15 protein-coding genes are annotated in these 20,861 nt (G+C 48.1%); all 15 read right to left on the reverse strand.

The genetic code is table 11. The features are described 5' to 3' along the window. Positions 1-53 precede the first annotated feature (53 nt). Complete coding sequence (locus FCL45_RS17780) at positions 54-1,763, reverse strand: sulfite exporter TauE/SafE family protein (protein WP_136798355.1); 1,710 nt, start codon at positions 1,761-1,763, stop codon at positions 54-56. A gap of 90 nt (positions 1,764-1,853) precedes the next feature. Further along, positions 1,854-2,291, reverse strand: coding sequence for a hypothetical protein (locus tag FCL45_RS17785; RefSeq protein ID WP_136798356.1), 438 nt, complete (start codon positions 2,289-2,291; stop codon positions 1,854-1,856). Beyond that, on the reverse strand, positions 2,284-3,969 hold the full coding sequence (locus tag FCL45_RS17790) for a GAF domain-containing protein (RefSeq protein ID WP_136798357.1): 1,686 nt from the start codon (positions 3,967-3,969) through the stop codon (positions 2,284-2,286). The genes FCL45_RS17785 and FCL45_RS17790 overlap by 8 nt, the downstream gene beginning before the upstream one ends. A gap of 90 nt (positions 3,970-4,059) precedes the next feature. Further along, positions 4,060-4,512 (reverse strand): 4Fe-4S dicluster domain-containing protein, encoded by a 453-nt coding sequence (locus FCL45_RS17795; protein WP_136798358.1) that lies wholly within the window; start codon positions 4,510-4,512, stop codon positions 4,060-4,062. Then, complete coding sequence (locus tag FCL45_RS17800; protein ID WP_136798359.1) at positions 4,509-6,623, reverse strand: molybdopterin-dependent oxidoreductase; 2,115 nt, start codon at positions 6,621-6,623, stop codon at positions 4,509-4,511. The genes FCL45_RS17795 and FCL45_RS17800 overlap by 4 nt, the downstream gene beginning before the upstream one ends. 36 nt (positions 6,624-6,659) lie before the next feature. Then, the gene (locus tag FCL45_RS17805) at positions 6,660-7,019 is read right to left on the reverse strand and encodes a response regulator (RefSeq protein ID WP_136798360.1); all 360 of its coding nucleotides are present in this window, start codon (positions 7,017-7,019) and stop codon (positions 6,660-6,662) included. Positions 7,020-7,032: 13 nt separating this feature from the next. Next, positions 7,033-8,583 carry a two-component system sensor histidine kinase NtrB gene (locus FCL45_RS17810; protein ID WP_136798361.1) on the reverse strand — a complete coding sequence of 517 codons (1,551 nt, stop codon included), beginning with the start codon at positions 8,581-8,583 and terminating at the stop codon, positions 7,033-7,035. Beyond that, positions 8,580-9,044: a hypothetical protein gene (locus FCL45_RS17815; RefSeq protein ID WP_136798362.1), complete on the reverse strand. Its 465-nt coding sequence runs from the start codon at positions 9,042-9,044 to the stop codon at positions 8,580-8,582. Before FCL45_RS17815 ends, FCL45_RS17810 begins: the two co-directional genes overlap by 4 nt. Positions 9,045-9,564: 520 nt before the next feature. Then, the gene (locus FCL45_RS17820; RefSeq protein WP_228721357.1) at positions 9,565-10,053 is read right to left on the reverse strand and encodes a MarR family winged helix-turn-helix transcriptional regulator; all 489 of its coding nucleotides are present in this window, start codon (positions 10,051-10,053) and stop codon (positions 9,565-9,567) included. A gap of 423 nt (positions 10,054-10,476) precedes the next feature. Continuing rightward, entirely contained in the window at positions 10,477-14,064 is a 3,588-nt protein-coding gene (locus tag FCL45_RS17825; RefSeq protein ID WP_136798364.1) for a mechanosensitive ion channel domain-containing protein, read from the reverse strand. Between the two features lie 140 nt (positions 14,065-14,204). Next, the gene (locus FCL45_RS17830) at positions 14,205-15,515 is read right to left on the reverse strand and encodes a histone deacetylase family protein (protein ID WP_136798365.1); all 1,311 of its coding nucleotides are present in this window, start codon (positions 15,513-15,515) and stop codon (positions 14,205-14,207) included. A 248-nt stretch (positions 15,516-15,763) separates the two neighbouring features. Then, positions 15,764-17,467, reverse strand: coding sequence for a hydantoinase/oxoprolinase family protein (locus FCL45_RS17835; protein ID WP_136798366.1), 1,704 nt, complete (start codon positions 17,465-17,467; stop codon positions 15,764-15,766). Positions 17,468-17,654: 187 nt separating this feature from the next. Next, positions 17,655-18,251, reverse strand: a complete 597-nt coding sequence (locus FCL45_RS17840; RefSeq protein ID WP_136798367.1) for a flavodoxin family protein — start codon at positions 18,249-18,251, stop codon at positions 17,655-17,657. 389 nt (positions 18,252-18,640) lie between these two features. Continuing rightward, positions 18,641-19,318: a CBS domain-containing protein gene (locus FCL45_RS17845; RefSeq protein WP_136798368.1), complete on the reverse strand. Its 678-nt coding sequence runs from the start codon at positions 19,316-19,318 to the stop codon at positions 18,641-18,643. Between the two features lie 73 nt (positions 19,319-19,391). Next, entirely contained in the window at positions 19,392-20,534 is a 1,143-nt protein-coding gene (locus FCL45_RS17850) for a histone deacetylase family protein (protein ID WP_228721358.1), read from the reverse strand. Positions 20,535-20,861 lie beyond the last annotated feature (327 nt).

Below are 20,861 nucleotides of genomic sequence, written 5' to 3' on the forward strand. Positions count from 1 at the left end.
CGCATGAGGTCGCCGGGCTCAATCCCCGGCGACCTCTATTCTTATCTACTCAATTATATCCATACTTCGATCTTGAAGAAACGGAAGAAGAGGAAAAAGAGAGTGATTGCAAGAACAACCTTGAGCTGCATCTCGCTAAAAAATTTCTGAGCACGACTACCGAGCATACCGCCGGCAAAACCACCGATGATGATTGCACCCGCAAGTACCCAGTCAGGCCAGTAACCGATCATGACATAACCGAAGAAGGAACCGATAGATGAGAAACAGGTTCCGATCAGGGAGATCGGTACAGCAACGTACATTGGCAACGCGCCAAGAGTGGTCATTGCAGGTACGAGGAGGAAACCACCACCAATACCGAAAGAGCGGGAGACGATACCGATAATAATACCAAGGAATGCAAAGAGCAGCGGGTTAATGCGGAACTCTTCTCCCCAGAACTTGAAACGGTAATCGGTGAGGCCGGTCTTTACAGGCTCGATTGAACCCATCTCCATAGCGTCGCCGGTCTCTTTGGCTTTCTTTACTGCGGCGTTGAACTTCTGGGTCATTGCCTTGATGTTCTTACGCTTGTTCATCGCCTTTGGGGTCATCTCCGTGAGGGTCTTGATACCCATGATGACAACCAGAACTGCGAGCCACTCTTTGTATGCCTGCATTGGCAGCAGAGCAGAAACGTATTTACCGAGCCAGATGGAACCGATGAAAATACCGACACCAAAAGAGATACCTACAGGCCATGCAACACGCTTCTCAACAACAGCAAACCGGTAAAAAGAACCGAGTGGGGAGAAGAGAGTAAGCGCCATGTTGGAAGGCTTGAGTACGTTAGCCGCGTTGACACCAACAGGACCCATGGTGTTAACAACGAGTACCTGGAAAGCAGCCATCAACATACCACCGGCAGCACCGATCATGGAGAAGTAGGTGCCCACAAGAATAGCACCAATCACGATCCAGAGAGGGTTCATGTAACGGTAACCTTTTTTCAGCCAGAATCCTTTTCCTTCAAGGCTGAAAGAGTCGGCTTTGGCACCGTTTACATACACATCAAATTGAGTATCTGGCGGAGTGTGACGAAAGGAGGCAAAAGTTGCGGTAAATTTACCAGTCTCTTTGTCGAGATTGATCTTGGTACCTTTGTCCCAGTAGTTGGTGCTCGAATCGTCGCCAAGTACGGTTCTTGAGAAGATAACGATCTTACCAACACGGTTACCTTCTTTTACAATGGTGTTGATACCGTAGCTGGACTCATTTGCCCACTTCAGGAATTTCCACTGTTCTTCGGTCTTGATCGGGCCAAGACCTGTTTTGGCATCAGCGTCGATTGCGTTGAAATCATCGTTGAGCAGGTAACTGTAGGTTGAATAGAGACCTTTAGTACGACCTTTGCCAAGAAAAACAGACGGTCCACCGAATCTGGTGTCATCTACGCGCTTACCGAAAGCAGTTGGGTTGCTGGTCAGAACATAATAGAGAGGTGGAATGGAGGTGTCCATACCAAAACCACTTTTTGCAGTCTGTTTAGCAAACTTACTTTTCTCGTGTGGCATGGTCGCATCGCCGGGTTTGAACTCGTCCTGCTGAGCGATTGCGAGATACAGTTCTTTACCTGGCTCGATGGAGCCTTCGATGGTAACGGTGTCTCCAACGCTACCATTAGTGGTTATTTTTGTTTCGGCAAACGAAAGACTGTAGCTTGCCAGGAAAAACAGGGCAAGACTTGCCACTGCAATAAATGGAATTCGCCTTTTACTCATTCTCTTTTCTCCTTTAATCATTAAAAATTTGTTACGCGTATGCAATTGGGTTGAATTGTTTTTGCGAAACACCTCCCGTAAAATTGATGATCATAAGTTGTGTTTAAGTTGCTGACTTTTAGCGGCGATCCAGGCGCCGAAGAACGTAAAGATAAGCGATGCTACACCTGACATGAGATACCGATTCATATCCAGTAACTGTTCCCATGGACAGAACAGCGTAATGATTGTGCCCCCTGCAATGGTTAAAATGACTGCAAAGCTGAAAAGCGCTAATTTCTTCATAGGATAGGTTCCCCACTTCTCAGCCACCCCGTAACCGCCCCCGGCAGCGTTGAAACCGATGAGCACAGGAAGGGTCCATGGAAGGTTGGAGGGCACCACAATCAAGGAGAGAAATGCGAGTAAAATGACGATTCCCACAATAGCTGTTGAAAGAGCGTAGATAAAAATTCCCACCGGTGATTTGAAAATGTTTTTCACCGTTTCCACGATTACCCGTGCTCCGCCTTCACATGCATCAATCATCTTTTGCTCCTCGTTTCAGTTCGACAATGCGTGCATCACCGACATATTCCTGCGATGTAAAACCGGTCACTGCGGTCATTTCCCGCGTGAGATCGGCAATGTTTTTCAAGTTGCGGATGATCATTTCCAGATCTTCCACCAGATCTGCTGACTCAAGGTCATCTTTAAGTAACTGAGCTGAGCCAAGGGCAGCAAAGAGAGGGCTGTTGAGCTGGTGTGCAGCTGTACCCGCCATCTCGATTACGCCCTGGAGTTTCATACGCTCCATTTTTTCCTGTTCGAGAAGTTTCTGATCTGTGATATCCCGAACCGCTTCGATAACAAATTCCACCTCGCCGTTATCATCGATAATGGGTGTGAGGTGTCGCTCGAACCAGGTCGTTTTATTTTTCAGTTCAAGCTGTTCGAGTACTGCTACCGGTGCCTTGCCTGCAAACACCTGATCTAGTGCTAAATCGGCTGCATCGCCTGTGGACCAGGGAGAGACATCTTTATAGGCACCGCCGAGTGCTTCGCTCTCCTTTAGTCGCTGGGTTTGCAGAAACATCTTGTTGGCCATGACCACACGTTTATCCGTGCTTAAAACAAGCAGCTGCATCCATAACGAATCCATGATGGTCTGCAGAAATCGCTCGTGCTCCTCGATCTGGTTGAAGAGCAGTGTGATCTTTCGATAAAGCCGTGCTTTTTCGATGGCGTTGCCGCCTTCTTCAGCCACGGTCATGGCAAAACTTATTTCACCGGGTGTGAAAAAGTGGTGCTCTGTAGTGAGCAGTCGCAATACACCAATAATCTCGCGCTCGTTCCGAATGGGGAGCACAAGAATTGATTTGATACCTTCTTTTCGTATGGCCTCGTGATAATCGACCCGGGGATCAGTTGTTGCATCATAGATCGATACAGGCTCACCCTTTAACACCTTGAATATCGAATCTTCCCTGCTGATAGATCCCCGTTGCAGATATTCGTCCGAGAGCCCGGAGGCGGCAGCCATTTCAAGCCTGTTTGTTGCCGGATGCAACAAGCGAATAGTGCACCCCTTAACGCCCATGATGGTCGGGAGTTTTTCGACGATAGTGGCAAGAACCTGATCAAGATCGAGGGTTGAGTTGACCAGTCGCGAGATTTGCGTAAGTTCCTGCAGAAATTTCACCTGACTTTCAAGTTCGTTATAAAAACGGGTCTTAGTGATTGCGATTCCCACCTGTTCGGTAAGCGACATGGCAAACCCAATTTCCTGTTCAGGAAAAGTCCGCGACTGCCTGGTGAGTAACCTCAGGATTCCGATTACTTTTTTCTGATAGAGGATTGGCAGCGAGAGAGCGCTTTTTACACCCTCTCGCTGAATGTACTCACAGCTGTCATGGTCACAGGATATGTCGATATCATTTCTCGCAGTTGGATGGCCCTGTTTCAGTTCGGCCATAACCTCATGCGAATCGATAGTTGCACGGGACAGATATTCATCAGAAACTCCATATGCGGCACCAAGCAGAAAGGTATCAGACCCCTCATCCAGAAGCCGTATGGTTGCGGCATCAACTTCAAGCAGTTGAGGTAGCCGGCGCACCACCAGATCCATAACTTCCTGAGGATCATGGGCCATGCTTATGAGGCGGGTGACTTCCTGAAAGACCTTAAGAAATCCCTGCTCTTTATGTGTTTCCGTCTTGATCATGCAACTATCCCGTTACCACTGAAATTGCCTTTTAAAGCAATTTCAGCAGTCAGTTATATACTGGGCTACCTTGAGTGGATTTTATTTGAGTTATACTGGTTGTAATTCAACCAGCTTCAGTGCATGAGTGGTGCACTTCGCGACGCAGGCGGGTTTGAGGCCTTCATCGATTCTATCCATGCACAGGTCACATTTAACAGCCTTGTTGTCGTCAGGATTCTGCACCGGGATATCCCACGGGCAGGATTTTTGACAGGCCATGCAGCCGATGCATTTTTCCTGGTCGATATAGACGATGCCGTCAGCCCGCTGTACCATCGCGTCGGTAGGACAGACCGGAACACAGAGCGGGTCTTCACAATGACGACAACTTGAGAAAGTGATCTCGGTTTTGGGAACACCGCCCACCATCTGTAAAGGGGTACAGCTGATATCGCAGAGGAAAGGGCCGACCGGTAATCTTTTATTTACCTTGCAGTGCACCTCACAGCCATGGCAGGCAATGCATCTGCGACTATTGAGATGGATTGAATATTTTTTCACAGTGCGATTCTCCTCTTGGTGTTGCGGATACTCTTTTTTACATGGACAAAAACTTCGCAGAGATTGACTCCACCTCCGGCCTGATCCCAGTCGTCGAGTTTGCCGACCATCAGTTTCTGGTCGCTGAGCCCGGCTCTGAAGCTTCTTGTCTGGCGCGGAATATCCTTGCCGAAACCATGAACTGTGAAAACTGCTTCAGGGTGAACATGATCAGTGACATGGGCGGCAACGGTGGCGCTGTAGGATTTATCCGCAGAAGCGACCTCAAGCAAATCCCCTGATTCTATGCCAAGTTTTTTCGCCTGTTTGGTATGAATCCAGACGGTATTGGTGGGCATAAGCTCAGAGAGCAGTGGATTGTTAATGGTGTGTCCCTGGGTGTGTACAGCGATTTTGCCGTAGATCAGGCGGAACATTCCTTTTTCCGGTGCTTCGGGTGACTCATACTCTTTAAGTGAAGGCAGGCCGGCTTTCGTCAGTTTTTCGCTCACAATCTCAATCTTGCCGCTCGGTGTTTTGAACTGGGCATCAAGATTGTCGCGGTCAAAGAAGACCGGGGTGTCGATCATCTCGACAAAGCCCTTTTCGTCAAAATCAGCCATGGTGTAACCGGTTGGCTCAAGCTGCCATTGCCAGATATCTTCTATGGTCTTGAACGGGAAGGTCTCTTCCAAGCCGAGGCGTGATGCAAGCTCGCAGAAAATCTCCCAGTTAGCCTTGGTATCGTATTTGGGCTCAATAGCCTTGCGACGTAATGCCAGACGAGGCTTGAGACCTTTCTGCTGAACAATCGGAGTATCCCGCTCCAGATAGGTCGACTCAGGCAGGATGATATCGCTGTACCAGCCGAATTCGCTGTAGTTGGTATCGATGGAAACCAGCAGATCACACTTATCCATTGCCAGCTTCTGCTGCTCAGGATCAGGCATGCCACTGAACGGATCATGACGCATGGCGATCCAGGCCTTGATCGGGTACGGATCTTCTTTCAGCATATTGTTAAAGAAGAGATGCGCCAGTCCCGGCCCTTTATCAAAGTGGTTGTACTCCCAGCCTACACCATCACCGCGCTTGATATCAGGTTTGCCAAGATCGATGTTGCGAATGCCTTTCTTGCCGCAGTCGCCTGCGCCTTTTGGGATAAAGAGACCACCTTTCATCTCGATATTACCCATCAGCACATTCAGGATATGCATTGCACGGCTGGCATAGAACGAATCTTTATAACGAGCGAGGTTCCAACCCGGATGAAAGATGACATGTGGTGCGTCTTCAGCAATCTCATCGACAAACGCAAGAATGTTTTTCTCCTTAACACCACATTCTTTGGCTGCCCATGCCGGTGTATATTGCTCAACAAATGCACAGAGCTCTTCAAAACCGCTCACATATTTTTCGATGAATTTCTTATCGAATAACTCACGCTTAATAACCTCATGGATAACTCCGAGGGCCAGTGCGTAGTCGGTTCCCGGTCGTACCTGAAAAAAGCGGGTGGCTTTGGCACCTGTCATGGTCTGGCGTACGTCTGCGTAGGTAAGGCGACCGCCTTTATCGAGCATGTCGAGGGTCTGATGATTCTCGGCGATTCGAAGTGCAGAGAACATATCGCGGCCAAACAGGACAAGATGTTTGGCATTCTTGATATCGTAGGCAAACCCTTTACGACCAACTCCGTTGATTGAGAGGCTGGCGTGATGGGTGTTACGACCACAGGTACAGTCATGGTTGGTGTAGTTTGGCGAGCCGAATGCATGAATAAACGCTTTATACATTGCCTGCCACGGACCACCACGGGAGGAGAGAACAACAGATTCAGCTCCATGCTCTCTCTTTATGGTGCTGAGTTTGTCAGCAACATAGTCAAAGGCCTCGTCCCAGCTCGCTTCACGCCAGCGCCCTGCCCCACGGTCGCCAACTCGAATAAGTGGTTGCTGCGGTCGTTCAGAGTCTTCAACAAGCGCGGGACCAGCTGAACCTTTAGCACACAGTGCACCACCAAGCAGGTGAGGATTTCCCTCAATCCAGGTGATCGTGTTGTCTTCTGACTCCACACGAATAGGGCAGCGCACGGTGCACATGCCGCATAGGGAGTAGACTGACTTTTTCATGTAACTCTCCTCGTTCATTTCCTGATATTTACGAACTCAGATCGCTAAAACCTGAGCCACTTTCTCTTCTAATTCCGTTTTATCTATAGGCTTCACGCAATATTCCTTCGCCCCAAGCTCAAGTGCTTCACGTGCGGTTTCAATAGTCGGGTATCCGGTCAGCATGATGGCCTTCAATAGTGGATCTATTTTCTTCAACTCTTTCAGCACATCGACACCGCTCATCTTTTTCAATTTGATATCGAGGATGGCGAGGTCTACAGGGTGCCCTTTTACGAAATCAATGGCCTCTTCCTCTCCTGTAAAGGTGTGGACGGTATGACCCTGTCTTTCGAGAATTTTTTTGACCAGTATCGCTGCATCAAGTACGTCGTCTAATGCAAGTATTTCAGCCATGGTGCTATTGTTCCTATAGTAAAGTGGAAGGGTTTAATGTCTTAATCGGCAGTATGATTTGAAACTCTGCGCCGGATATTTCTTCGTTGCTCTCAGGGTCTGAAAGAGGACTGTTAACGGTGATGCTGCCCCCATGCTCCTGAATAATTCCGTATGTTACTGAGAGACCGAGGCCGGTGCCCTTTCCAACTTCTTTAGTTGTGAAAAACGGATTGAAAATTTTGTTTATGATTGTGGCCGGAATGCCTGAGCCAGTATCTCTCACGCATATTTTGATGTGACTCTCATCATGATCTGTTGTTACGATGATCTTGCCGCCTTCCGGCATGGCATACTGGGCGTTGTTAAAGAGGTTGATAAATACCTGCTGTATTTTTTCGGCATCTCCAAATACGTCAGGGAGAGTCTGGTCAAGAGTTCGTATTATTTCGATTTTATTGATATTGAGTGTGTGCTCGGTAACAGAGAGAACATCGTTAATGATGGTATTTATGTTGATGCAGGATTTCACGCTCTCAGATTGGCGCGAAAATTTCAGGAGATCAGCAACAATTCGACGGCATGCCTTGGTCTGCCGCTCTATGACCCGCATATTCTCATGGGTGTCGGTGCCACTCTCAAAGTCATCCAGCATAAGCTGGGTGTAGCCCAGGATAATGCCGAGCGGAGTGTTGATCTCATGAGCAACTCCGGCAGCCATTTCACCGACTGAAGCCATCTTTTCATGATTGATGAGCTGCTCGGTAATCGTTTTCAGCCGGGTCATATCTTTACCGATCCCCTCACAGCCTATGATGTTGCCGCGTTTATCGTGGATCGCATTTGCTGATAGCAGCAGGTGACGGGGAACACCGTCGCTTCCTACACATTCCATTTCAAGATCGCTGATAAATCCCTTTTCCCGAAGAGTGGTCAGGTAGAGATCGAGTACTGCAGGATCGTTAAAAAGCTCGTGAAAATTTATTGATTCTGCATGCTCGGATAAACCAAGCATTTTCAGGCCGCTGTTATTGATATTTGTGATATGGCCATTGATGTCGCAGAAATAGACGATGTCTTTTGAATTCTCAAAAAAGTTGCGAAACTTCTTTTCTGATTGTGAGAGATCCCTTGTTCGTGCTTCAACGATGGTCTCCAGTCCGCTATTCAGCTGTTGAAGCTCCTCCGCATTGGAGGCGAGTTTCTGATTGGCGACGGCAAGTTTCTCCGCTTCAGTCCTGATCGCTTTGTATGCAGCCAGTCCTTTATGGTAATAGATGATTACCGCAGCGACAGAGATCATCAGCATCGTGTTAAAACCGCCTGAAAACGGGGCAAGTTTATACCATGTCTCAATATTGCCTGAATGAACAAGGCTGATCCGAACAATGTGACCGACACCTCGTGAAATAGAAAAAGCGGCCATTGCAATTGAGAAATACCAGAGAAAACCCCAGATAAAATTGTCCGGCTGAAGTTTTGCCAATGCCCTGGCATAGGCTAATGCAATAAAGGCAAGTATTATTGCCAGTGCTGATCCTACAAATTCTACTATGATTGCAGGTAATAGTGATAAACCGGTCATTTTTGGGCCTCCGCTAATGCCTGCTTGTAAAGAGTCCTGAGACTGATCACGAGGGCAAACAAGGCAGGAACAACCAAAAAATGATCCATCTTGGTTAAGTAATAGAGGATTTTTATAAAGCTGAGAGGGAACGCAAGCTGCTGACTCCAGCTGTTCTTATCGATAAAGTCCTGTGATGTGAGATACTCAAGCGCTTCGTGGCCGGTAACTGCCACCACGTTCCAGCAAAAGAGAAGAATGCAAAACAGTTGAAAAGCCTTCCATCCTTTACTCGTTAACTCCTGTGTACGCCGGGTATGCCAGTACAAATAGGCAAGAGCCGCCATAAAAAGGGTATGTGCCATCTGGTGCACGTATATCCCTTCCGGCGGGCCGTGGGACTGCAAAGCCCAGGCGGCATCCGAAGAGCCTACCAATAAAAGAACGATAGTAGGTATGAGTATGAGATTTCGAGTATTCATAATTTCCTTTGCTTTGAACTTTATAGAGCACCTTCCGTGCCACTTATTCTAAACATTAAAGGTAGATTTGTGATATTCACGCAGTAACAAATGTTTATTGAGAAAAAAATGAACTTCACAGCGGAAGATGGTGAGCAATGGTGCTGTTGCAGAAATTAAAGTGCAACACAATTGTTGCAATCAACAATGGATCAGAGTGGAAGAAGGGGACGCGATGGACATCGAAAGTCGTATTACTGCTATAGAGTATAATAAATACAAGGCACTACTGAGTGCATCAAAAACGTTGCGCTGTGGGGAGAACTTCTCTGGCGGGAGCAGTTTGCTGAAGGTTTTGAATGTGTCTGGGGGGATAGTGCAGTAAAAATGTTGCACCTTGTTGATTACGAGGCGGCCTCTGGCTGATTTGCTGAAACCGCCTTGCAGACAAGGTATAAACAGATATTCATCGCAACATGCCTTGTGCGATCATCTATGAGGCGGCAGTGAGTTGCCCCTGCCGATTGAGCGTATTGACCGATCACTTCTTATCGATTGGGCCAGCAACCAAGAAGGGAGATGCCTCGATTTTTTCAGCTGACATCATAGTGACAATTCTTTTTATAGAACTGAGGATCATGAGTTGCTCCCAATCTTCAAGGGCATGAAATGATTTGGTAAAGTCATCTTGCAATGGCGACGGTGCATCTTGCAGCAGTTGCCTTCCAGTTTCAGTTATTGAGATAAGGGATCGGCGCTTATCCTGATCTGACTTTCTTCTCGTAATAAGGTCTTTTTTCTCCAAACGCGTCAGAATTTCGGTGACAGTTCCCTGGCTCAGTGAAACTGATTTTGATAATTCAGATACCGAGAGGGAGTCGAAATGTGACAATGCCTGTAGAATTACCAACTGTGGACTTGTTATTCCCGCCGTCTTAAAAAGATATTTAGAGTGAAGGTCAATTGCCTGCGTTATTTTTCGTAACCCTATCAGTAACTCTTTGCTCCGCTGGCTCGTATCGTTGTTCAAACCATTCTCCATGTTTCCTGTGGAAATCGTATCCTGTTATCTACAAGGCAGCCCAACGATTATTGGGGAACCAACGAGACTTCCTGGCGGCAGCCTCTTTACCCATCATTTCGTATACATAAAACAGATATACCTATTGTTCAGCTTCTTTATAAACCTGTCTTTGTGATTCTCATAACATTTTTTCACTCACCCCGAAACTCCGCAATCAATGCCCAGAAACCAGATGCGCTAAAGCGCTGTAACTCACCCAGTCAAAATATTGATAAGCGACTTGCCATAGCCCCCCTGAATCCGAGTCTGCTGGCTTAATACAAACTCTTGCCGTCAACAGGTACGGTTCAACACGATTACTCCTCGGAGATTCAGACCAATCATTTTTTTCCCGCTCCCTTCATCATAGTGGAAATGCCCCAACCGATTTCACTCATTTTCCTGGATTTTTACCTGCAGTGGTTGTCGGCAGTCGAGATGGACATCCCGCTGCGGGAACGGGATGCTAATATCAGCTTCACCGAACAGTCGATTGATCTCACGATGAATCTCCGTTGTGGTGGAAAGCCTGTAATCAATATTGTCGATATAGGCCCGCAAGGTAAGATTCAGGGAATTATCACCGAAGCTTTCAAAATTTACACGGGGCGGCGGATCTACCAGTACATGTTCCTGCTTCTCGGCTACCTGCAGGATTAACTCCATTGCTTTATCCACATCACTGCCGTAGGCTATGCCGATCACGACATAAATACGTGTCACCTGATCATCCAGAGACCAGTTCAGCAGACGTCCGGTTATGAATTCTTTATTGGGAACCAGCAATTCCTTCATGTCCCAGTTGCGAATGGTCGTTGCCCGAATACGGATCTTGGTTACAACACCATCCGTATCCCCGATAGTAACGATATCCCCCACCCTCACCGGCTGTTCAAAAAGAATTATCAAGCCACTGATAAAATTGGCAATTATCTCCTGCAGGCCAAAGCCTATACCTACACCCAGTGCCGCAACCAGCCACTGCAACTGCGACCACTGGGCACCGATAGTATTGAGCACCAGCACCACTCCAACCGTAATTATTGTATAATTTGTGAGTGAGATTACTGTATAACGATCGCTGTGGGTCATGGTGGTACGACGAAGCAGGATAATCTCCAACAGTGCCGGCAAGCGCCTGGCCACCATGGTGACCATCATCGCATAAATGATTGCCAGACCAAAATCAGCCAGAGTAATCGGCAGCTGTTTTTCCACACCGGCCTCTGTTACGGTGTTGTTCCACAGCACCACTTCGTCTAAAATTTTCAATGCCGGCAAAAAAGATGACCAGACCATATAGAAACCAAACAAACCCGTAAGAAATACTACAAGAGTTACGAATTCCCGGGTCTCACTCGCAAGAGCAGCCACATCAACCTCCGGTTCCTCAAACTGCATGGCTGCTTCCTCATCGCCTTCCGTTTCTGCTTCCTCAAGTTCCTCAAGCCGGGCCTTTCGTTTCTCCTGCAAAGCCTCGTAGTTCATTCTCCTGCGAACCACCATGAGCCATCTCAGCAGTAGTGCATTCAAGAGTATAAGCCCCAGCATCAGCAGCAAGGTATTGCCAAACATGTCAGCTACCACCTCCACCGAGTAGAGGTAGCCGGAGAAAGCCAGGAATATCAAGGCAATCGGGAAGAAAATCAGCAGAAAAAACAAGATGGGATAGGAGCTCATTATCCCCGAGGCATGTTCATCCTCACGCAGGTGGGAGAGCACTCCTTTAGCCGGATGCAATATGCGGTAGAGAAAAATTATCAGGGCAAGATACGTAATGAGAAAACCGAGACGGGCAAGAATTCCACCAGCATTTTCCGGATGCAATTTCACCGATACCAAAACCAGCAACCCGACCGGGATAATAATGATAAGAAATCGATCCAGTTCAATTCTAAGAAACTTCAGTTTTTCTTTAGGCCAGCGAAAATGTACCTCTGCCAGCCCTTTTGGCATACAGACACCGTGGAAAAAGCGCAGAAAGAAAAGGTAGCTAAAAATTGCAATGAACGTCTCTCCGAGATTCGTGACCTGTACATTATCACCAGAGTTTTGCAGCAACCAACCCATTGTTACCAACACCAAGGGTGCCGGCAATCTCAGCAGCGCTGTCAACAGCAAAACTGTAATTGTATTGCCCATGCTGTCTGTGGTAGGCCTACCGACAATCTTTGCTTTTTCTTCAATTGCGCGGATAATCGCTTTTCGCATAATAACCAGGCAAAAAGCGAGCGCAAGAACCAACCAGAATATCGGCTTTTTAAAGACATGCACCTTTACCACATTTACCCAAAAGGCAAAGGGCATTATGTGATAGAGCTCACGTACCTCGCGCGGCAGGTCAAGAAAGTCTACCAACTTCGTCGGCTCCGCATTACGCAACCACAATAGATTTTGCTGCAGAAATTGTTGATAAGCTTTGACCGTGCCCACCAGCTTTCGTTCTTCATCATTGAGCTGATTCAAGCCTTCGAGATACAGCTCAATCATATCCATAGCTTTGATGAGCAGCTGTTTTCGCAATTCAACCTGGGGACGAATCTGGTTAAACAACGCCTCACTTTTTTCTTCCCGTGCTTCTTCCGCAAGCTGGTTCATGAACAACATCATATCAACCATGCGCCGTGCTTCTGCCTGAAGACGCAGGCGCAACACCTCCGATTCAGCTATCTGACCATCACGCTTGCGGACTTCGTCAGTCTTCTCCTCCAGGTCTGGGAGATACTTTTTTTGCGCTAATAAGACTTTACCGAGTCCTTCTGTGAGACCACTCGACTCTAAAGTAGTACGTGCGTCCTCTAAATTTGCAGCGACTCTGGCATTAAGTTTCATGGCCAGTTCCTGGTCCCTGGCCAGAGTCTCCAACTGAGCTGCCATCGTATTTATTTGTTTTGTCAGCTCGGCATTCTCAGCTGAGAGTTGCACCAGAACAGGGTTCCCCCCCCTGGCCTGTCTCTCTACCCTCTCAACCTCACGCTGCACCATCTCGGCCTCAGCCAACCGCTCGCTATTCAATCGCTCATTTATCGTAGCCACCCGTTGATTGATCAGCTCCACCTTAGCAGCCTGCCGTTTGAGCCGTGCTTCAAGCAAAGAGGTTCGATAAGGTTTGCTCAACAATTCCTCATTGAGCATACCAATTTCTGTACTCAGCGCCACAAACCCTGTTTCATAGACCCAGCGCCGCGCTTCACCCACAGCACCCTCACCAGCAGATGCCTGCAGGGCAGCCTCCACTTCATCCTGTTCCTGCTCAGCCTCCGCCAGCCGATTCGATATCACGACAGGACGTGTATTCATATAATTGAGGCGGCGGGACAGATCTGTGCTGGTGGCATTTGCTGCTGCCAGCTCGGCCTGCTGGCTTTGCAGCAGCTGGACCAGCTCGTCCATCCGCCCGCTCAGCTCCTCCCCCATCCCCTCTACCGGTTCCTGTTGCTGTTGCTCAAGCTCGAAGATATCTGCCTGTATCGACTTTATCTGCTCAGATACAGTCTGTGTTTCTTTGCGAAAAGCCTCTGTCGCTTCAAGGTTCGATTTAATATTCTGCAGATTACTTAATGACTTACGGTACAGGTCAAGTAATTCTTTCTTTTGATCCTCAGTTAAATCCGTTGCTGACTCGACCTCATCAATGTTGGCCTTCAGGGTTTCTGCGGTAACCAATGCAGGGGGAAGCTGTGCCTCAATTTCCTCGGCTGCCAGTGCCGCGCACAAGATACCAGGTATTGAGGGAGAATTTTCTGCTATGATATTCAGCGAACAGGAAAGAACGGTAAAAATAACAGCAAACAGCAGTGCCCTCGTACTTTTTACCTGTTTATAGGAAATGTTAGCGGATGATGTGGATGATGAACAAAGGGACGGATCAATGTCATCTGAATCATCGGGTAGATGCGGAAGGTTCCTGTGAAGCGATGGCAGGATTTTTATGGATTCTCTGCACTCTCTGCCACCACCGGGGTGAACATCCAGCATAGCTCCGGCTCCAACCGGTGATGAGGGAGTCTATCTCTAAAAACGCTTCCAGCTTACTGAAAGAGGAGCTGCAGTTTTCTGCTTCCCCCTCTCCCCTTGGATTGCTTATGGACGTTTTGTCCTGAAACAGGACACTTCTCCTATTTTATCAAATATCGGTCTTTGACTCTATCCTGCAGGAAAATCTGGCTGAAATTGCCATATTCACCGTGATCAAACCATTCGTTTGCCTGATCAATACAAGCCTGGCACGCCTTTCTGGGAATATGTATGCCGAGAATATTGGCGCCGTAACTTGAACTGCTCTCTATGCGTAAAGCACCGGCACAATCATCGCAGAATCTGATTGTTTCATACTGATTTTCCAAGATATTGTCCGTATCATAAAATATCTGCCGACTGCGACTGTCGCTCCCGTCCCTGCTCCGCAGGGCTTGGGTCAGTTCATGCCTGTTAGCCCAGAGTTTGAGTGCATCTTCACACACTTTGTCAATCTCTGCCTTGATACTTGCCGGTTGTCTGAGATGATCAGGGTTATAATCAGGCTCGCGAAGGTATGAGTAATCGATACCCGCCATCGCCATGATAATCCCGGCATTGACATATGGCAGCGCTCCCTCAATTGAATAACCACCCTCGAGCACGGCAATATCCGCTTTCAACATTTCAGTTAGTCTGGCATAGCCCTGGGCTGAAAAACTCATGTTGGTAATGGGATCAGAGTAGTGATTGTCCTGACCTGCGGAGTTGATGATCAGTTCCGGCTGAAATTCATCCAGGATCGGCAGCACCGCATGCTCCACCGCGTACAGGAAACCCTCGTCACAGGTCTCCGGCGGTAGCGGCAGATTAATGGTTGTGCCCACAGCGTTCGGTCCGCCAAATTCGTTGAGGAAACCAGAGCCGGGGTACAGGGTGCGGCCATCCTGATGAATTGAGATGAAAAGCGTGTCAGGGTCATGCCAGTAAATATCCTGGGTCCCGTCACCATGATGGCAATCGGTATCAACTATAGCTACCCTGTCGACACCATAGGTCGCACGCAGATATTCGATCATCACTGCTTCAATGTTGATATTGCAAAATCCGCGGGCACCATGTACCACCCGGTTGGCGTGATGCCCGGGAGGACGCACCAGAGCAAAACCCCGCTCAATTTTTTTATCGAGCACCGCTTTGCCAATGGTCTTGGCGCCACCGGCGCTGATGAAGTGAGACTCTGTAGTCACCGCTTCGGCATCAGGAACGCAGAAGTGAACCCGGTTGATGTCTTCAACTGTAACGATATCAGGTTTCAACTCCACTATCCCATCTATATCGAGCAACCCCTCCTCCAATACCTGATCCTGGGTATAGAGAAGACGCTCCTCACGCTCGGGGTGGGTCGGCGAAATCGCCCAGTCGAAGGCGGGAAAAAAAACGAGCCCTGTGGTATTTTTTGCTCGAAGCATAATTCGCGCTCCGTTTATGGTTGATGGTCTGCAAATGGCCTTGGCGGAAGTTCTCATCAGCATAATTTCTTAGTTGAGGAGAGCTTCACACGTGCTACTTAACTGACTATAATTATAGATTAATTCTTATATTTTCCGTTTTTTATCCATAAGACTGATATTGGCAATAAAGTGTTGGGTACACCCTCATAGTCAGCTCGATGTACCACCCTAATGCTGCTGAAAAAAGCGGTGGCGGACTGATAAAATTACAAGTCGGGTCGGTTGAGCTGACCTGTCTCACAATCATAACCGTGTATAAGCCCCGGCTTGACCTGGGCCCTCACCCTGATATTCTTACCCGTGGTGTGAAAGCCGCGCACCATATTGAATTCAGATTGCTCGGTAATTTCAATCTGCAGGTATTCGGGGTTCGCCCCCTGCCTGATGGCCTTTACCTTCACCAGATCCGTCGCAATCTCAAGCACATCTTCAAGAGTGGCAGTGGCTGATAGCGAGTGTTGGAACTCCTCTCCCTGGGCGGTTAGAACTCGCCGGGCGGTGTCTGCATAGACTGTCACTTCACAGGTAGTACGCGCCAAGGCGCAGCCTTTGGCATTGGCCACCTGCCAGACTGGGACCGGAATCGCTGCGCCATACTCCAACTCAGTCTCAATCACATCCAGCCGCGCGGCAAACTGTTTTGCCGGCCCCCCCAGTACCAGTATTTGATCCGGCTGTACTTTCAGTCCCTCATACATTTCATGCACAGTATAGACCGGTCGGCTGTTTATTGTTTCAATCATCTCAGCTGCTGCCAAAAGAATCCGTCTGCATGCGGTATCAAATATTTTCCCGGCCATCTCATGGGTAGTGAGACCCAGCTGTTCGGCAAGGCCTGCCACTCCTGCTTTGGCCAAATCTTTATCACCAGCATCAAGCTGGCCAAGCACAGCAAGGGCATCGGTCGTGGTCACAACCGGGCCACCGAAGGCCATAGCCACTCCCTGCCTGTCCGGCCCTATGACAATCTCGCCCTCTGCTATACGAACCACACTGTCACCGCCAACCCCGATCGACTCTGTGTGCAGCGCCCTGATCAAAGTTTTATGTTGCCCAAGCTCAATACCATGTGGGGCGATGATCGGTGAATTGCCGAGTAGGATTGCCATATCTGTCGTTGTTCCACCTACATCAAGTACCAGGGATGTTTTTTCGCTGTCTGCTGAGGCCAACGCGCCCATCACACTGGCCGAAGGGCCACTGAGGATGGTCTGGGCCGGATATCCCTGAGATGACTTAATGTCCATGGTACCGCCATCCGGTTTCAAAATCCGAATCGGCACAGACAATCCCTGCGCTTTAAGAGACCGGTTGACCGCCTCAAAAAAATTCTTGTGAATTGGGTAGACTGCGGCATTCAGGTAGGTAGTGTTAATGCGCCGCGGAAAACTGAGTGCCCCCGAAAAAGTATGCCCCATGAATATGGTCTCGACATACGGGGTGAGAATCTCCACCATGCGCAGTTCATGGGCCGGGTTGCGTACAGAAAATTTGGAAACCACCCCCGCGCAACGTATGTTTTTAGCCTGCAGTTCTCTGCCTATGGAAGCCAACTCCAACTCATCGAGCGGCTCTATTTCGCGACCGCGATGATCCAGCGCTCCGGAGACGACATGATATTCTTCACCAACACGAAAGCATTCCGGGTTCAGGCCAGGGCCTCCAGCCACTAGCACCCCCACCTCCGGCAGCCTGTTTTGCACAACCATATTGGTAGCTAGGGTTGTGCTGAGTACTATTCTGGCGACCTCAGCCTTATCCCTGTCTGCCATCAATGTATCGAGAGCAGCCATTACTGTGTCAAACAGATGCTCAGAATCAGTGGGCACCTTCACCTTGTGGAGTATGCCTTCTGCGCCCAGCAGCACTGCATCGGTATGGGTGCCCCCGGCATCAAGTCCGATTATCATATCGAAAATCCGTATTTTATTAGCAGCCTGCTTCTAAAGTTATTGCCAGGAATCGGTCGGAGTTGAGTCATTTTTGCTTAGACCAGGGTATTGGTCAAAAAATAAACAGATCCATCTTTTTGATATTACATATAGTAATTTCAAATCAATAACCAGGAGATGGTTAAAATGACTTTGAAGCCTGCTGTTATTTTGCTTTCATTTCATGAATCGCCTCCACCAGTTCCTTACCGGCTTCAAACGCTTCATCAAGATAATCCTGCCTGCGGTCTATATCACCTTTTCGGTCAACCCCGCGGCAAAGCACTGACCGCCAGAGCCCCGCGTCAAGCACATCAAAAAAATATTTCACGGTGAGGATTGCACCATCAAAGAGTCGCTTCCCCTCAGTGGCCCCCGTTGAAATAAACAATGCCTTTCTGGTCTCCCGGGTCTTGCCCATCTCTTGTTTTTCAATCCAGTATTTACGGACCCAGAGCGACTGACAGCGATCCATAAAAATTTTGGTATGCGCGCTAACGGTATAAAAGAAAATAGGCGAGGCCAGCATAATACCGTCACTCGCCTCAAGCTTTTCCAGAATTTTCGGAAAGTCGTCTCGAATTGCACACTCTCCTGTCTTGATACACTGATAAATTTCCAGACAAGGTGAGATCTTATAATCCCTAAGATAAATCTCATCGACTTCAGCCCCCTGCCGCCGCGCACCTTCAACAGCCTTCTTCAGCAAGGCAGCACTATTCCCATCGCGCCGGGGACTGCCATAAATTGCGACAATCTGCATCGTATACACTCCAAAGAGTTTCTTGATACTTTAACCGCCTCTGCAGACAACGTTTTTCAGTCAACTCCTACATAATATCAAGTTCCACAACATTCTCATACAACTGTTTATTTTGAGCTCATCCAACCGGAATATGCTAGCAAAACCAGTGAAGAATTATCCTTCAACCACATCTGGTTTGGAAAGTGACCCTACATACCCTACAGTCACAGTCCTTTTTATCACCCAACAGGCGCAGCTGCCGATCTTCTTCCCAGTGTCATCAGCTGACCGCAGCAAGTAGCAACGGTTATTCCCTTGATGTCGTGTTTAACGTTTCAACACATACCTGAAAGTCGGACTAGACATCACATCCCTTTATTGAACCAGAGGCACACCTTTTTTAAAAATCACTGTTTTTTAGGAAGCTGATCAAAGTACCACTGCATCGGGTCAGTCAGTTCAAACCCGGCCTCAATCAATCTGGTCTTGACCCGTGCCACATTATTGGTAAGCAGATAAGGGAAGACCGCTTTTCTATCCTGTTCCAGACTCTTGGAGACCAGCACGCTACCAAGTGAAATACGCTCTTCTGTCACAATATCAACTATTTTTTTCATCTGCCCCTGCCTGTCATCGGAAAGAATGCAGAGCAGCGCACCAGGCTCATCGATTCCCATCACGTCGACAAATGCCGAGAGCAGATCGCGGGTAGACAAAATTCCCTTGAGATACCCGTCATCGTCGACCACCGGCACTGCACCCACCTTATATTTACGCATGATAAGCAGCACATCCTGGATGGTATAGTATACAAATATCTTTACGGGCTCCCGGGTCATGATTTCAGCCAGAGTAAAGTTCATGACCTTTTTGAGTGTTGCTTCATAGCTATCAGAATCAAGAAGTTTTGACGGCATTGCGCTGCGCATATCCCTGTCTGATACCATGCCAACCAGCTTGCCCTCTCCGTCGCTGACAGGCAGATGACGTATGCGCCGCTCTTTCATGAGATCATAGGCCTGACCGATTTTCATATCAGGCAAAGCAGTTATCAGGTCTGTTGACATCCTTTCAATGACAAACATAACACCCCCTATAGTCGGCACGGATTTTACACCCTCTGCCTTTCGTAATATTCCATTTTAAAATGATGGCCAACTAAACCCCGCGCAAGCCAGCCAGATGTTTTATGTGGTTTTCAACCAGTAATGGCAGTAACTCGAGGTTATAACCTCCCTCAAGAATTGAGACGACCTTGCCGTCAGTGAGGGCATTGGCCAGATTCATGATAAGCTCGGAGACAAAATCATAGCCATCTGTGGAAAGATTCACCCCGGACATCATATCAGCTGCATGGGCATCAAAGCCTGCTGAGACCAGAATCATATCAGGTTGGAATTTTTTAAAGGCAGGGATAAGGTCTTCTGTTAATTTTCGCCGATAATCGTGATCTCCGCGGCCGGGTAAAATTACGGAATTTTTGGTTGTACCTTCACCGGCGGCAACTCCACACTCAAAGTCACGACCTGTACCAGGATAGGCAAATGATGGGTGTTCGTGGATGGAGTAATAGAAGACAGTCGGATCTGTTTCAAAAATGTGCTGAGTGCCGTTTCCATGATGAACGTCGAAATCGATGATCCCTACTCGCTTCATGCCCCACTGCCGTTGCGCATACCTGGCGCCAATGGCAACATTGTTGAAGTAGCAGAAACCCATGGCCTTATCGACCTCTGCGTGGTGGCCCGGCGGGCGAACTGCACAGAATGCTGTCTCGACATCACCAACCATGATCGAATCTATGGCTTTTATTACCCCACCAGCCGCCAACAGTGCAGCCTTGAAGGATTCCCTGCAGATACTGTTCTCCTGGTGATCGAAATCGGGCAATCCCATGGCGCAGGCATCATTAAATCGCATAATGTAATTTACATGATGTACCGCCTCCACCCAGCGCTGGTTCGCTGGTTCGGCCTCAATCCTTACCAGTTTTTCCAACAGACCTGACTCTTTCAAGCCATTGACGATGACTCTCAACCGCTCCGATGATTCAGGGTGCCAGTCTCCGGTGTTATGCTGCAGGTATGTATCGTCATAAATAAAACCGGTTTTCTTCATCTGTTCCGTTTCCTGTTCGCCTGTGAAATAGTTCAACTGCATTTCCTCCTGGCTTTTCAGGGCAACACGCCGCACCGAAACCAGGTTTCCATAACTACTTCTGCCACTTCTAAGCACATTCCAGTAATTGCAGCAGGTTCTGGCAAAAAACGCTTGAACGACACCCGCGGGGAGCTCCGCCATGCAGAATACTGTTCCACTCCCCCCATGTCATTCCTATATGCCCCTACAATATATAAATTTTTTTCATTAACAAAGAAAAAAAGATTTACAACGAAGAAACCAGAGAGTAACATTGTTACCATACTGAACAGCAATCAGTTACTTCAAATTGTTTTGTATCGTTATTATATGCATTTAAGAGGCTAACACCAAGATAACACGAATCAACATTTAACTTGTCATGGTGTATCTTTGACAGGCTGAATCTCAACCAAGATATTGTATTACCATAGCTATCAACGGATAACACAATCCAAAAACTTCTCCAGGAACGAGATATGGTAACAC

The sequence above is a fragment of the Desulfosediminicola ganghwensis genome, assembly GCF_005116675.2.
GTDB lineage: Bacteria > Desulfobacterota > Desulfobulbia > Desulfobulbales > Desulfocapsaceae > Desulfopila > Desulfopila ganghwensis.

What these genes read in the sequence shown, in the direction of transcription:
- FCL45_RS17790 (WP_136798357.1), bottom strand. Translation starts at nt 3,969, where the DNA reads ATGATCAAGACGGAAACACATAAAGAGCAGGGATTTCTTAAGGTCTTT.
- FCL45_RS17825 (WP_136798364.1), bottom strand. Translation starts at nt 14,064, where the DNA reads ATGCTGGATGTTCACCCCGGTGGTGGCAGAGAGTGCAGAGAATCCATA.
- FCL45_RS17810 (WP_136798361.1), bottom strand. Translation starts at nt 8,583, where the DNA reads ATGACCGGTTTATCACTATTACCTGCAATCATAGTAGAATTTGTAGGA.
- FCL45_RS17805 (WP_136798360.1), bottom strand. Translation starts at nt 7,019, where the DNA reads ATGGCTGAAATACTTGCATTAGACGACGTACTTGATGCAGCGATACTG.
- FCL45_RS17840 (WP_136798367.1), bottom strand. Translation starts at nt 18,251, where the DNA reads ATGCAGATTGTCGCAATTTATGGCAGTCCCCGGCGCGATGGGAATAGT.
- FCL45_RS17830 (WP_136798365.1), bottom strand. Translation starts at nt 15,515, where the DNA reads ATGCTTCGAGCAAAAAATACCACAGGGCTCGTTTTTTTTCCCGCCTTC.
- FCL45_RS17800 (WP_136798359.1), bottom strand. Translation starts at nt 6,623, where the DNA reads ATGAAAAAGTCAGTCTACTCCCTATGCGGCATGTGCACCGTGCGCTGC.
- FCL45_RS17835 (WP_136798366.1), bottom strand. Translation starts at nt 17,467, where the DNA reads ATGATAATCGGACTTGATGCCGGGGGCACCCATACCGATGCAGTGCTG.
- FCL45_RS17815 (WP_136798362.1), bottom strand. Translation starts at nt 9,044, where the DNA reads ATGAATACTCGAAATCTCATACTCATACCTACTATCGTTCTTTTATTG.
- FCL45_RS17780 (WP_136798355.1), bottom strand. Translation starts at nt 1,763, where the DNA reads ATGAGTAAAAGGCGAATTCCATTTATTGCAGTGGCAAGTCTTGCCCTG.
- FCL45_RS17845 (WP_136798368.1), bottom strand. Translation starts at nt 19,318, where the DNA reads ATGTTTGTCATTGAAAGGATGTCAACAGACCTGATAACTGCTTTGCCT.
- FCL45_RS17850 (WP_228721358.1), bottom strand. Translation starts at nt 20,534, where the DNA reads ATGGCGGAGCTCCCCGCGGGTGTCGTTCAAGCGTTTTTTGCCAGAACC.
- FCL45_RS17785 (WP_136798356.1), bottom strand. Translation starts at nt 2,291, where the DNA reads ATGATTGATGCATGTGAAGGCGGAGCACGGGTAATCGTGGAAACGGTG.